This is a genomic window from Amycolatopsis sp. NPDC114505, from assembly GCF_055633615.1.
In genome coordinates this window covers 2,346,374-2,359,470 of record NZ_JBVKDV010000001.1, presented here as the reverse complement: position 1 = coordinate 2,359,470, position 13,097 = coordinate 2,346,374, and the positions used below count along the sequence as shown (strand labels likewise).

Annotated in this window: 10 protein-coding genes and 1 pseudogene; 3 read left to right on the top strand and 8 right to left on the bottom strand. The window is 72.2% G+C overall.

The window, feature by feature from the left end:
• Positions 1-37 precede the first annotated feature (37 nt).
• On the top strand, positions 38-1,354 hold the full coding sequence (pdxR, locus tag ACZ7OU_RS11805) for a MocR-like pyridoxine biosynthesis transcription factor PdxR (protein ID WP_470255046.1): 1,317 nt from the start codon (positions 38-40) through the stop codon (positions 1,352-1,354).
• Positions 1,355-1,457: 103 nt separating this feature from the next.
• Positions 1,458-4,703, top strand: coding sequence for a GH92 family glycosyl hydrolase (locus ACZ7OU_RS11800; protein WP_470255045.1), 3,246 nt, complete (start codon positions 1,458-1,460; stop codon positions 4,701-4,703).
• Positions 4,704-4,772: 69 nt separating this feature from the next.
• Here the strand turns inward: ACZ7OU_RS11800 and ACZ7OU_RS11795 are convergent.
• The 3 genes and pseudogenes from ACZ7OU_RS11795 to ACZ7OU_RS11785 all read right to left on the bottom strand — a co-directional run.
• Positions 4,773-5,882, bottom strand: a pseudogene (locus ACZ7OU_RS11795) (glycosyltransferase); the annotation flags it as partial.
• 69 nt (positions 5,883-5,951) lie between these two features.
• Entirely contained in the window at positions 5,952-7,436 is a 1,485-nt protein-coding gene (locus ACZ7OU_RS11790; protein WP_470255044.1) for a serine/threonine-protein kinase, read from the bottom strand.
• Positions 7,437-7,575: 139 nt separating this feature from the next.
• Positions 7,576-8,376 carry an inositol monophosphatase family protein gene (locus ACZ7OU_RS11785; RefSeq protein ID WP_470255043.1) on the bottom strand — a complete coding sequence of 267 codons (801 nt, stop codon included), beginning with the start codon at positions 8,374-8,376 and terminating at the stop codon, positions 7,576-7,578.
• A gap of 29 nt (positions 8,377-8,405) precedes the next feature.
• Between ACZ7OU_RS11785 and ACZ7OU_RS11780 the strand changes: the two genes are divergently transcribed.
• Positions 8,406-9,104 (top strand): creatininase family protein, encoded by a 699-nt coding sequence (locus ACZ7OU_RS11780; RefSeq protein ID WP_470255042.1) that lies wholly within the window; start codon positions 8,406-8,408, stop codon positions 9,102-9,104.
• On the opposite strand, the gene ribA is transcribed toward ACZ7OU_RS11780, so the two are convergent.
• Genes ribA through ACZ7OU_RS11755 form a run of 5 tightly spaced genes read right to left on the bottom strand, consistent with a single transcriptional unit; the run spans position 9,090 to position 13,090 of the window.
• The gene (gene ribA, locus ACZ7OU_RS11775; RefSeq protein ID WP_470255041.1) at positions 9,090-9,743 is read right to left on the bottom strand and encodes a GTP cyclohydrolase II; all 654 of its coding nucleotides are present in this window, start codon (positions 9,741-9,743) and stop codon (positions 9,090-9,092) included. The genes ACZ7OU_RS11780 and ribA overlap by 15 nt on opposite strands.
• Positions 9,740-10,759 carry a lysylphosphatidylglycerol synthase transmembrane domain-containing protein gene (locus ACZ7OU_RS11770; RefSeq protein WP_470241981.1) on the bottom strand — a complete coding sequence of 340 codons (1,020 nt, stop codon included), beginning with the start codon at positions 10,757-10,759 and terminating at the stop codon, positions 9,740-9,742. Before ACZ7OU_RS11770 ends, ribA begins: the two co-directional genes overlap by 4 nt.
• Positions 10,756-11,631 carry a methyltransferase domain-containing protein gene (locus tag ACZ7OU_RS11765; protein ID WP_470255040.1) on the bottom strand — a complete coding sequence of 292 codons (876 nt, stop codon included), beginning with the start codon at positions 11,629-11,631 and terminating at the stop codon, positions 10,756-10,758. Before ACZ7OU_RS11765 ends, ACZ7OU_RS11770 begins: the two co-directional genes overlap by 4 nt.
• Positions 11,628-12,695, bottom strand: a complete 1,068-nt coding sequence (locus tag ACZ7OU_RS11760) for a glycosyltransferase family 4 protein (RefSeq protein WP_470241983.1) — start codon at positions 12,693-12,695, stop codon at positions 11,628-11,630. Before ACZ7OU_RS11760 ends, ACZ7OU_RS11765 begins: the two co-directional genes overlap by 4 nt.
• Positions 12,692-13,090 carry a 6-pyruvoyl trahydropterin synthase family protein gene (locus tag ACZ7OU_RS11755; RefSeq protein WP_470241984.1) on the bottom strand — a complete coding sequence of 133 codons (399 nt, stop codon included), beginning with the start codon at positions 13,088-13,090 and terminating at the stop codon, positions 12,692-12,694. The genes ACZ7OU_RS11760 and ACZ7OU_RS11755 overlap by 4 nt, the downstream gene beginning before the upstream one ends.
• Between the last annotated feature and the right edge of the window lie 7 nt (positions 13,091-13,097).

Here is a 13,097-nt window from a genome sequence, read left to right as displayed (position 1 = left end):
CTAGGGCCGGATCGGTCCGGTACTACAGTCCAATGACGTGGCCGGATCACAGACCAATTGGGGCGTCCTGCTGGAGCTGAGCGGGCCGGGGCCGAAGCACGACCAGCTCGCGCGCGCCCTGCGCCGGGCGATCCGCGGGCTCGAAGACGGCGTCGCCGTGCCGCCGAGCCGGCAGCTCGCCGCCGACCTCGGGTGCTCGCGGTGGGTCGTCACGCAGGCCTACGCCCAGCTCGTCGCCGAGGGCTACCTCGACGGGCACACCGGATCCGCGACGCGAGTGCGGCGGGTCGGTGACGCTGTCGCGGCGAAGCCGCCGGTGCGTCCGACGCAGCCGCGGTACGACCTCGCTCCCGGGCTGCCCGATCTGCGGCACTTCCCGCGGCAGCGGTGGGCGGACGCCGTGCGCGGGGTGCTCGCCACCGTGCCGCACGCCGACTTCGGGCTCCCCGACCGGGACGGGCACCCGCGGCTGCGCCGGACCCTCGCCGGCTACCTGCGGCGGGTCCGCGGCGCCGAAACCGACGACGTCGTGATCTGCGGCGGCGTCACCGACGGCGTGACCCGCGTCTGCCGCGCCCTGCGAGCGAACGGCGTCACGCGGCTGGCCGTCGAAGATCCCGGCTGGACGCGGTTGCGGCGCGCCGCCGCGGCGACCGGGATGGCGATCGATCCGGTGCCGGTCGACGGCGAAGGCATCGACATCGGACGGATCCCGCGCGGGACGCGGGCCGTGCTCGTCACGCCGGCGCACCAGTTCCCCACCGGCACCGTCCTTTCTCCCCGAAGGCGCGCCGAACTCCTCGGCTGGGCGCGGGAGGTCGACGGGCTGATCCTCGAGGACGACTACGACGCCGAGTTCCGGTACGACCGGCGGCCCGTCGGCACCGTCCAGGGCACCGATCCGGGGCGGGTCGCGCTCTTCGGGTCCGTCAGCAAGACGCTCGGCCCGGCGCTCGGGCTCGGCTGGGTCGCACTCCCTCCACAGTGGACTCTCGCCGGGCACGCGCCGCCCGTGGTCGACCAGCTGGCGCTCGCCGAGTTCGTCGAGAGCGGTGGCTACGACCGGCATCTGCGGGCCGCGCGGCTGCGGTACCGCGCCCGGCGCGACCGGCTCGTCGACGCGCTCGGACCGGACCGGATCTCCGGTGCGGCGGCCGGGCTGCACCTCGTCCTGCACCTCGACCGGGACGCGAAAGCGGTCGTGCGGGAGGCGCGAGAGCGGGGTGTGAAGGTGGCCGATCTCGACGACTACCGGACGGCTCCCGGCGAGCCCGCGCTCGTCCTCGGCTACGGCAACCTGGCTGACAACGCTGTCGAGACCGCTGCCCGGTTACTGCGCGAAGTGGCCGGTTGAGGTCTTCTCAAACGCCCATCGAGGTGGAAAGCTGCTGACCGAACCGAGGGCCTGACCAAAGGTCCGCTTCTGACAACGTTGTCATCTCCTGGGAGGTGCGCCCATGTGGTCGCAGAGCAGACGGCTGGCCGCCGCGGTGGCCGTGGGGGTGGTCGTCACGGGGCTTGCGCCGGCGGTGGCGGCAGCCGCCCCGCAAAGCGCGGATCCGACGAGCCTGGTCAACCCGTTCGTCGGCACGCAGAACTTCGGCAACACGTTCCCCGGCGCGAGCGCGCCGTTCGGAATGGTGCAGGTCAGCCCGGACACCGGCGGGCAGGGCGGCTACGACTACCTGCAGAACGCGATCTACGGCTTCAGCCAGACGCACCTGTCCGGCGTCGGCTGCGGGGTGATGGGCGAGCTGCCGATCATGCCGACCACCGGGGCCGTCGACAACGTTGACAAAGACGCCTACAAGTCCACCTACAGCCACGACGACGAGCACGCCGAGCCCGGCTACTACCGCGTCGGCCTGCAGAAGTACGGCGTGAACGCGGAGCTGACGGCGACCGCGCGCACCGGCTGGCAGCGCTACACGTTCCCCTCGACCGGCCAGGCGAACGTCCTGTTCAACACCGGCCAGGCCAACCAGTCCGTCAAGGACTCCGAGATCCACGTCGTCGGCGACCGGACGCTCGAAGGGCGGGTCAAGGCCGGCGGGTTCTGCGCCGGGCACGACGAGCACACCGTCTACTTCACCGCCACCTTCGACCGGCCGTTCAGCTCCTACGGCACCTGGCGCGGCTCGACCCGCACGCCCGACAGCCGCGACGCCGCGGGCACCGGTGGCAACGGCGCCTGGGCCAGCTTCGACGCGACCACCGACCACGACGTCGTCCTCAAGGTCGGCCTGTCCTACACCGGGCTCGACGGCGCGCGGAAGAACCTCGCCGCGGAGACCAAGGACTTCGACTTCGACGCCACGAAGACCGCGCTGCACCAGCAGTGGGCCGACCGGCTCGGCGCGATCAAGATCGGCGGCGGCACCACCGACCGGCAGACGGCGTTCTACACCGCGCTCTACCACGCGCAGCTGCACCCGAACCTCGCCGGCGACACCGACGGCGCGTACACCGGCTTCGACGGCAAGGTGCACACCGCGAGCGGCTACACGCCGTACCAGAACTTCTCGCTCTGGGACACCTACCGCCCGCAGAACCAGCTCCTCGAAATGCTCGAACCGCAGGTCGCGCGGGACGTCGCGCTGTCGGTGGTCGCCATCGGCCGTGACGGCGGGTGGCTGCCGAGGTGGGCATTGGCCGAGAGCGAAACCAACATCATGACCGGCGACCCGGTGACGCCGTTCCTCGTCGAGGCGTGGTCGAAGGGCCTGCTCGCCGGGCACGAAGAAGAGGCGTACGCGCTGCTCAAGAAGAACGCGACGAGCACGCCGCCCGCCGATTCGCCGTACAACGGGCGTTCCGGCGTCAACTACTACAACGACCGCGGGTACATCCCGAGCGGCCTGGAGCTCGGCAAGGACTGCGCGGCCAAGGGCGGCGACAACGACTGCGAGCACCCGGCGTCCGCGACCATGGAGTACTCGGCGGCAGACGCGGCGCTGGCGTTGATGGCGAAGGGACTGAACCACCAGGCCGACGCGCGGATGTTCGCCGACCGCGGCCAGTGGTACAAGAACCTCTGGGACTCCTCGACGCAGGCGTTCCGGCCCCGCACGACCGAGGGCACCTGGCTGACGCCGTACAACCCGGTCGACGCCGACCACCAGTTCCACGAAGGCGGCGCCTACCAGTACCAGTGGCTCGTGCCGCAGGATCCGGCCGGACTCGTCTCGCTGATGGGCGGCAGGCCCGCGACGCAGAAGCGGCTCGACTCGTTCTTCGCCTACGACAAGCTGCTTTCGGATCCCGCCGGGACGGCGCGCAACGACTGGATCTCCAGCCCGTACGACTACTACGGCAAGGCGACGTACAACCCCAACAACGAGCCCGACCTGCTCGCGCCCTACATGTACAACTGGGTCGGCGCGCCGGCGAAGACCGCGACCGTCGTCCGCGCGGCGATGACGCTGTTCACCACCGGCCCGGACGGCATGACCGGCAACGACGACCTCGGCACGATGTCCGCCTGGTACGTCTTCTCCTCGCTCGGGCTGTACCCGACGATGAGCGGCGCGAACTTCCTCGCGGTGTCGAGCCCGCAGTTCGAGTCGGCGACCGTCCGGATCGGACAGTACGGCCGGTCGCAGGGCGGCACGCTGACCGTGAACGCGCCGGGTGCTTCCGACGCGAACCGGTACGTCCAGAGCGTGTCGTTGAACGGACGGGACGTCCGGCAGACGTCGCTGGACTGGTCTTCGCTGGCGCACGGCGGGACGCTTTCGCACAAGCTCGGCTCGAAGCCCTCTTCGTGGGGGACGTCCGCCAGTGCGGAGCCGCCGTCGGTGAACAACGCCGTCGGTGACCTGCGGCGGCACGTCGACGCGTCGCTGCGGCAGTCGTCCGTCGTGATCCCGGCGGGCGCGGCGCAGCAGGTGCACCTCGACCTGGACGTCCTCGCGCAGAACCCGGTGCTGCAGCCGGTGACCGTGTCGGTGACGGCGCCGGCCGGGTGGAAGGCGCGCGCGGACCAGCTCCAGCTGATCTGGTCGGGACGGCTGCCGACGCAGAAGACGGTGCCGATCACGGTGACGGTGCCGGCCGGGACCGCGCTCGGGACGTACCCGGTGCAGGTCAAGGTGTCCGGGCTGGGCGCGAACAGCGTGACCCGCTCGGCGACGGTCGAGGTCCGGACGCCGTCGGCGTGCGCTTCGTCCGGCACGTCGTGCGCGGTCGACCTTGGCCGCGACTACAACCACGACGGAACGGCAACGGTGGCATCGTCGTCGGAGGGCAACTTCGACGGCGGCGGCTGGAGCTACGACGCCTCGCTGCTCCCGCCCGCGGGCCCGGTGACCTGGGACGGCGTGACGTACGCGGCCCCGGACGCGTCGGGGACTTCGGCGAACTTCGTGGAGGCCCGTGGGCAGTCGCTGCTGCTTCCGGCGGGTCAGCACGGGGCGCTTCGCCTTGTGGGTTCGTCGCACAACGGGCCGGTGTCGACGACGTTGACCGCGCACTACACGGACGGCACCAGCGCGGACTTGGCCGTGACGTTCGCGGACTGGGCTGGGTCGGGTGCGTCGGTGGTGCTCGACATGCCACACCGCATCAAGGCGGGCAGCGGAGTCGACGGCCCGCCGGTGCGGTTGTTCGGGGTGTCGGCTGCGCTGGATGGCGGGAAGACGCTGCAGTCGGTGAGCCTGCCGAACGACCCGCGGGTCGAGATCTACGCGCTCACCCTGGCGTGATTCCCGGTTGAAAAGCGTGAAGGCCCCCTTACCGGCAGGCAAGGGGGCCTTCACCGCTTTCGGGATCGGTCAGGCGACGATGCGGGGCTCGGAAGCCAGCTTCGACAACGCCTGCGTCAGCCGCCGGGCCGCGGCCTCCCACTCCTCCAGCGCACTCCCCCGACCCAGCGCCGCCGTCCTCAAAGACCTGCGCAACTCCGGGTCCGCGTACCAGCGATGCAGCGCGTCAGCCAGGGCGAACGGGTCGTTCGGGGCCACCAGCAGCCCCGGCATTTCACCATCCGCATCGACGCCCAGTGCGTCGTACACTCCGCCGACCTCGGTGGCCAGTACCGGGATTCCGCGGGCCAGTGCCTGGGCGACGAACATGCCCGACGTCGCCGCGCGGGCCGGGATCACCAGCAGGTCCGCCGCGTTGTAGGCGTCCCCCAGGTCCACCGCGTCGCCCGCCAGTGTGATGCGGCCGCCGAGGCCTAGGCGCTCGATCGACCAGCCGAGCTCGTCCACGTACCCGCGGTCCGCCTCCAGCGAGCCGGCCATCACGCAGGACAGCGCCAGGTGGTCGACCTCGCCGAGGGCCTGGACCAGCAGGTCCTGGCCGTTGCGGCGGGTCACGTCGCCGACGCACAGCAGCCGGGACACGCCGTCCGCGCCCGCTGCCAGTGGGGCCGCGTCGGTGCCCGGCTTGGCCACGTACACGCGGCCCGGGTCCAGGTCGTGGCGGTCGATCAGCAGGCGAGCGAGCCACGGGCTGGTCGCCACGACCATGCCGGCCATCCGCAGGGTTTCCCGCTCGCACGCGTCCAGCTCCGCCGCGTGCGACGGGTCGAGGCCCGGCTCGTCGGCCAGTGCCTGGTGCACCAGCACGGCCAGCCGCAGCCGGCGCGCGTGCGGGACGACGATCTCGGGCACGCCCGAGGCGATCACGCCGTCGAGCAACACCACCGTCCGGTCGGGCAGCGCGGCCAGGGATCTGGCCAGGCGACGTCTGGACGTCGCGTCGGGCTCGGGCCAGTCGCCGGTCATCGGCAGCTCCAGCACGGGCTGGCCGACGACGGGCAGGTTCTTGCACATCCGCTTGTCGTAGGTGTCGCTCCCCGGCGGCGCGGCCGGGAGGATGAACACCATCGGGTCCGCGGGCCTCATCGCGAGCGCCGGAGCAGAGCGGTGGAACTGGACACGGCTACCTCCAGCGCGGTCGACGACGGTGACGCCTCATCTGTCACACGTGGCCGGACGCGAGTCGGTTCAGCCCTGCGAGTCAATCATCCAAGTGCCGTTCACCTGGACCATCGTGAAGGTGTCGGTCTCGGCCTTGCCACCGTCGTAGAGGACGGTCGCGGTCACCCTGCCGGGGCCGGCTTCCTTCACGTTGGTCGCGGTCACCGACTTGTACCGGCTCCAGAAGTTCTTGTACGTCTCGTACGTCTGGCTCCGGGAGGCCTTGAAGTGGTCGGTCAGGAGGTTCCACGCCGCCGGCAGGTTGCCGGGCAACAGCCGGTAGTAGGCCGAGAGCGCGTCCGCGGCGCTCGTCGTCGAGGACACCGGCGAGACCGGCGTCGAAGTGGAGGGCGCCGTGGTCGACGGGGTCGGGGTAGGCGACGGCGAAGGTGACGCCGATGACGGAGGTGTCACGGACGCCGAGGACGACGACTGCGTCGCGGGCGGCGGGGCGGCGGTGTCCGCCGGCGCTTTCTGCCGCACGACCAGCAGGATCGCGACGACGACCGCGACGCACAGCAGCGCCGCGCCCGCCCCGACCGCGATCATGCCCTTGCGCGCACCCGGCGACACGGCGGCGACCTCACCGGGCGGCGGCACGGCGACGGCGGCCGGGACGGTCGGCACCGCGGCCGGCACGTCGGCGACGTCGGCCTCGGGCACCGTCGCCGCGAGGACCGACTCGCCCGGCTCGGCGTCCGGCAGCAGTGCCCGCAGCTCCTGCTCGACCTCGTCCATCGACGGCCGCTCGGCCGGGTCGCTCGCGAGCATCCGCTCCAGCAGCGGGGTCAGCCGCTCCGCCTTGGCCGGCGGCTCGATCTCCCCGCTGGACGCCTTGTAGAGCAAGGCGATCGGGTTGTCCGCCGTGCCGTACGGCGGCTGCCCCTCGACGGCGGCGTACAGCGTCGCGCCGAGGGAGAAGACGTCGGCGGCGAAGTCCGCGTCCTCGCCGCGGGCCACCTCGGGCGCCAGGTACGCGGGCGTGCCGGCGATCTCGCCGGTGGCGGTCAGCTTGACGTCACCGATCGCGCGGGAGATGCCGAAGTCGGTGATCTTCGCCGTGCCGTCGTCGGAAACCAGGATGTTGGCCGGCTTCACGTCGCGGTGCACGATGCCCACGCGGTGGGCGCCGGCCAGCGCCGAGCTGATCTGCGCACCGACGCGGATCGCGTCGTCGACGGACACGGGCGCGTCCTGGATCTGGACGGCGAAACTCTTCGACGGCAGGTACTCCATGATCAACCACGGCCGGTCCTCCTCCTCGAGGACGGCGAACACCGTGATCGCGTGGGAATGCTGCAGCCGGGCGGCGATCCGCGCCTCGCGCATCGCGCGGTTCTTCGCCTCTTCGGTGCGGTGCTCGTCGTGGTCGTGCGGCAGCAGGAGTTCCTTGATCGCCACGGTGCGGCCGAGCATTTCGTCCTGGGCCCGCCACACCGTGCCCATCGCGCCGCCGCCGATCGGCTCCAGCAGCCGGTACCGATCACGGATCCGGCGACTTTCCACGAGCATCCACCATTCCCAAAAGTGTGCCGACGAGATCCGGCCAGCATGCCAGGATCATCCGCCGGCCGGTACCAACGTAGCCGAAAACCTCGGGCGGACAGCGCAATCGCGCGCTGTGGCGCTGCCCACCGTGTACCCGCAAATCCTAACGAACAACCCCGTGCGCCCGATCAAGTGCGTCCACGATCTCCTTGCGCAGCCCGGCACCGACGGCGATCGTCGACGAAGAACCGACCGTGTGCTCGGTGCCGTCGCGGTCCACGACGGCCCCGCCGGCCTCGCGCACGAGCAGCACGCCGGCCATGGTGTCCCACGGGTTGTTGGACAGGATCAGTGCGGCGTCGAGCTTTCCGTCCGCCACCCACGCGAGGTCGATCGCCGCGGTGCCGAGCATCCGGATCTTCTGCGCCCGCGCGCCGAGGTCCGACAGCAGCCGCAGCCGCGCCGCGTTCTTCTCTTCCGCCAGACGGCCGATCGCGAAGTCACCCACCGCGATCATGGCGTCCGAAATCTCCGTCGCGGTGGACGCACCGACGCGCTCTCCGTTCGCGAAAGCACCTTCGCCGCGCGAGGCGGTGTAGGTGACCCCGAGGTACGGCAGGGCGATCGCGGCGACCGTGCTGTGCTCGCCGTCGACCAGGGCCAGGGAAATCCCGCAGAGCGGAATTCCGCGGGCGAAGTTCGCGGTGCCGTCGATCGGGTCGAGCGCCCACCACCAGCCGCCGCCGTCGCCGCTGCGGCCGCGCTCCTCGCCGAGGACGCCGATCTCCGGCGTCTCGGCCGTGAGGAACTCCCGCAGCGCGTCCTCGACCGCCGTGTCGACGTCGGTCACCAGGTCGCGATCACCTTTCGCCGAAACGGAAAAAGTCGGGCGCGACCGGACGATCGCCGTCGCCTTCGCCACGGCTTCGCGCGCGACGTCGAGTAGTGCGGCATGCTCGCTCATGACTTCCAACCTAGTGAAGGGACGTGCCCATGACCGATCTCTTCCCGCTCGCCACCACCGTCGACGTGCGGAAGCGGGGCGCGGCGGTCGCGGTGCTGCCGGTCGGCAGCTTCGAACAGCACGGCGCGCACCTGCCCCTGGCGACCGACACGGTCATCGCCGCGACCCTCGCGAAAGCGATCGCGGACGCCCACCCCGTGCTCCACCTGCCGCCGATCACCATCTCGTGCTCCCACGAGCACGCGGCGTGGGCCGGCACGGTGAGCATCTCGGCCCGCACGCTGCACGCCGTCGTCACCGACATCGCGGACTCGCTCAGCGCGTCCGGTGTCGAGCGGCTGGTGCTGGTCAACGGGCACGGCGGCAACTACGTACTGTCCAATGTGGTCCAGGAAGCGCGCGGCGCGATGGCGTTGTTCCCGGGCGTCGCGGACTGGCAGGCGGCGCACACCGCGGCCGGCCTCCGGACGTCGCTGGACGACGACATGCACGCCGGCGAGCTGGAGACGTCGATCCTGCTGCACGCACACCCGCAGCTGGTGCGGCCCGGCCACGAGACCGCCGACCACGTCACCGACCGGGAACACCTGCTGACGCTGGGCCTGCGGCCGTACACGGAGTCGGGGGTGGTCGGCCGTCCTTCGCTGGCGAGCGCGGCGAAGGGGCACGTGGTGCTGGACACGCTGGTCCAGCGCTTCGCCGGCGTCCTGACGCTACTTGGCGGCTGAGAACGCCTGGTCCAGGTGCGGGAGCAGGTGCGACATCCGCTCGGCCTTCGTGCGGAGGTAGCGCAGGCTCTCGGGATTCGGCGGAACCAGCAGCGGAACCTGCTCGCTGATCCGGATTCCGTAGCGCGTGAGCTGTTCGACCTTCTCCGGGTTGTTCGACAGCAGCCGCACCGACCGGACCCCCAGGTCCTGCAGGATGCCCGCCGCCGCGTGGTAGTCGCGGGCGTCGACCGGCAGGCCGAGCGCGACGTTCGCGTCGACCGTGTCGAGGCCCTCGTCCTGCAGCCGCATCGCCTTGAGCTTCGCGAGCAGCCCGATCCCTCGGCCCTCGTGGCCCTGGACGTAGACCAGCACGCCCGAACCCTCTTCGACGATCCGGTCCAGCGCCGCCGCCAGCTGGTCGCCGCACTCGCAGTGCGTCGAGGCGAAGACGTCGCCGGTGAGGCACTCACTGTGCACCCGGGTCAGCGTGCCGAGCTCGGTGATCTCGCCGTGGACCAGTGCGACCTGCTCGGTACCGGCGCGGTCGAGGTAGCCGACCGCGCGGAAGGTCCCGTGCCGGGTCGGCAGCCGGGTCTCGACGACCCGCTCGACCACGGGCCGGTGCGGCAGATCCCCGACGATTTCGCTTGCGGTCATGACTTGATTCCCATCTCCGATTCGATCCCGGTGCCGGCCGCGGTGCGCGGAGCGGGTACGGCAACGGAGTGCGGAGCGCGGGTCACGCGGAACCCGGCGACGCTCCGAACGAGCAGGACACCGGCGCCGGGCAGGCTCGCGACCAGCGTGAGCACGCCGTAGACGACGGCGACGGTGACACCTTGGGCGGCCCCCAGACCGGCCGCGCCGAAGAGCAGGGCGCAGACGCCCTCGCGCGGGCCGAAGCCGCCGACGTTGAGCGGGAGACCCATCGCGAGCAGTGCGAGGATCATCAGCGGCACGAGCTGCCCGACCGGCGCGTCCACGCCGGCGACGCGGGCGGCGACGACGAACAGCGCCAGGTGCCCGGCCAGCGTCGCGACCGACAGGAAGCCCACGCCGGGCCAGGTCTCGCGGGTGAACAGGCCCAGCCGCAGGTCGGCGAGGGTGACGGCGAAGCCGCGCCGGACCTTCGACTCGCTGTGGATCCAGCGTCCGCCGAACAGCCGGCCGGCGACCAGCGCGGCGACGGTGGCCAGCACGACGACGATCCCGGCGATGGTCACGACCTCGCGGAACGCGCCCGGGACGGCTTCCGGCGCGGCCAGCACGACGGCGACCGCGGACGCGATCAGGACGAGCTGGCCGGCGGTGCGCTCCAGGACGACGGCGCGCACGCCGCGCGGCACGTCGCCGGAGTCGCGGCCGTGCTGCACCGCGCGGTGGACGTCGCCGAGGACGCCCGCGGGCAGCACGCCGTTGAGGAAGAGCGCGCGGTAGTAGTCGGAGACCGCGGTCCGCAGCGAAAGCCGCAGGCCGAGGCGAGTGGCGACGATCTGCCAGCGGCCCGCGCTGAACAGCGTCGTCGCGAAGCCGATGACCAGCGCGGCGAGCACGCCGGGCGTGCTGATCCGGCCGAGGCCGTCGAGGAAGGCGTCGCTGCCGAGCTGCCAGACGAGGACGCCGAGGATGGCCAACGCGCCGAGGATGCGCAGCCAGGCGAACAAGCGCTTCACGCCGCCACCTCCAGGCTCGGCGGCAGGACCAGCAGGTCGCCGTGGTGGATGACCGCGTGCAGCTCGCCGGCATCGGCCATTTCCAGCCGGCGCTGCAGGTAGACGTCGGCGGCCGGGCGCAGCTCCCACAGCTGCTCGACGGCCGCGCCGACCCAGCCCTCGAGCCACTGCCGCTGCAGTTCGGCCTGGTCGGGTCCGAGCCGCCAGGCGCTCTCGGCGCGGACGACGGTGGCGCCGAGCCGGCCGAACGCGGTCGCCGCGACGTCCACCGCGGTGGGGCCGAGCAGCCGCCGCCCGCCGGTGAGCCGGCGCTGGTGGGCGTTGAACGCGGCGGAGAGGGCGGCGTCGAGCGGGTCGGCGGGCGAGAGCTCCACCCGGCCGGTGACCGAGAGCATCAGCAGCGCCGCGCAGCCGGCTTCGACGATCGCCCTGGCCAGCGCCGTGACCTCGGCTTCGGTCAGCAGGTCGAGCAGCGCGGACGCGGTGACCAGCGACGTCCCGGCGAGGTCGGCGGCGCGCAGCGCGGTGACGTCCTGCTGCTCGGTGACGACATCGACGGGGCTGCCGTCCAGCGCGGTGGCCGGCAGGGCGGTGCGGGCGTGGGTGAGCAGCTCCGCGTCCTCGTCTTGCAGGATCCAGCGCTGGGCGCCGGGCAGGCGCGCGGCCAGCCAGCGGCCGAGCGAGCCGGTGCCGCAGCCGAGGTCGCGGATGACCAGGTCGCCTTCCGGCAGGTGCTCGCGCAGCGTGTCGACGAGCCGGGTGGCGCGGGCCGCGGCGTCGGCGGGTTCCCGCAGGTACAGCCAGTCGGGGGCGAACGCGGCTACGCTGCCGCTAGGCACAGTACTGACCGATTCGCTCGCGGGCTCACTCATGCCGCCGCCTCCTGCCGCTGCAGCACGTCGGCGATGCGGCGCGCGGTGTCGTCCCAGCCGGTCAGGGCCTCGCGGCGGAGCTTCGCCGACGCGCGCAGGCGCGTCCGCAGCTCCGGCTCGGTGAGCCAGCGGCGCAGGGCCGCGCCGAGCGCCTCCACGTCGTCGCCGGGCACGAGCATCCCCGGGACCGAGCCGTCCGGCGCGACGCCGACGGTGTCGGGCAGCGCGTCGACGTCGGTGGTCAGCACCGGCACGCCGCGGGCGAGGGCCTCGGTGACGACCATGCCGAACGTCTCGCCGCGCGAGGGCAGCACGAGCAGGTCGGCGGAGTGGTAGGTCGCGTCCAGCGCCGCGCCGGTCCGGGGGCCGGTGAGGGTGAAGCGGGCGCCGAGCCGGTGCTCGCGCAGCCGCTCGACGTACTTGGTCTCGCGCCGGATCCCGCCGACGCATTCGCAGGTCCAGCGCAGGTCGGCGACGGTTTCCAGGGCCTGGGCGAGCACGCCCTGGCCCTTGCGCGGGGTCACGTTGGCCACGCAGACCAGGCGCGACATGCCGTCGGTGCCGATGGCCGGCGGCGCCGGGTCGACGCCCGGCGGCACGGCGTGCACGCGGTGCGGGGCGAGCCCGTGGTGGCTCACCAGCCGGCGCGCGGCCCACTCGCTGGTCGCGACGACCGAGCTCGCGGCCCGCAGCGTCTCGCGCTCGAGCGCGTCGAGCTCGGCGGCCAGCGCGGGCGGCAGGCCGGTCTCGTCGGCCAGCGGCAGGTGCACCAGCACCGAGAGCGACAGCCGGCGCGCCTGCGGGACGACGACCTCGGGCACGCCGCAGGCGACCAGGCCGTCGAGCAGCACCGCGGACCCGGTGGGCAGCGCGGACAGCAGGTGGCCGAGGACCGCGCGGGCCTCGGTGTCGGGGCGCGGCCAGGAGCCGGCGACGGCGATCTCGTGGACGTCGAGGCCGGCCGCGGTGAGCCGGTCGCACATCCGCCGGTCGTAGGTGTTGCCCCCGCTCGGGACGGACGTGTCGTCGACGTCCCCGGGCAAAACGACGTAAAGAGTGTTCACAGCGCACGCTCGTAACTCGCCCAGGCGACGTGCGATTCCTTCAACGAGACGGCGATGCCTTCGAGGCCGCGCGCGCCTTCGCCGAGGCGTCCGGCGTGGACGGCGTCGGCGAGGCGGTCGGCGATGACCTTCGCGAGGAACTCGGTCGAGGTGTTGATGCCCTTGAACTCCGGCTCGTCGTCGAGGTTGCGGTAGTTCAGGTCGCTCAGCACCGCCCCGAGCTCTTCCGTGGCCTTGCCGATGTCGACGACGATGTTGTCCTCGTCGAGCTCGACGCGGCGGAATGTCGCATCCACCACGAAGGTCGCGCCGTGCAGGCGTTGCGCGGGTCCGAAGACTTCTCCGCGGAAGCTGTGGGCGACCATCACGTGGTCACGGACGGTGATGCTGAACACCAAGACC

What these genes read in the sequence shown, in the direction of transcription:
- ACZ7OU_RS11765 (WP_470255040.1), bottom strand. Translation starts at nt 11,631, where the DNA reads ATGAGTGAGCCCGCGAGCGAATCGGTCAGTACTGTGCCTAGCGGCAGC.
- ACZ7OU_RS11790 (WP_470255044.1), bottom strand. Translation starts at nt 7,436, where the DNA reads ATGCTCGTGGAAAGTCGCCGGATCCGTGATCGGTACCGGCTGCTGGAG.
- ACZ7OU_RS11800 (WP_470255045.1), top strand. Translation starts at nt 1,458, where the DNA reads ATGTGGTCGCAGAGCAGACGGCTGGCCGCCGCGGTGGCCGTGGGGGTG.
- ACZ7OU_RS11785 (WP_470255043.1), bottom strand. Translation starts at nt 8,376, where the DNA reads ATGAGCGAGCATGCCGCACTACTCGACGTCGCGCGCGAAGCCGTGGCG.
- ACZ7OU_RS11780 (WP_470255042.1), top strand. Translation starts at nt 8,406, where the DNA reads ATGACCGATCTCTTCCCGCTCGCCACCACCGTCGACGTGCGGAAGCGG.
- ribA (WP_470255041.1), bottom strand. Translation starts at nt 9,743, where the DNA reads ATGACCGCAAGCGAAATCGTCGGGGATCTGCCGCACCGGCCCGTGGTC.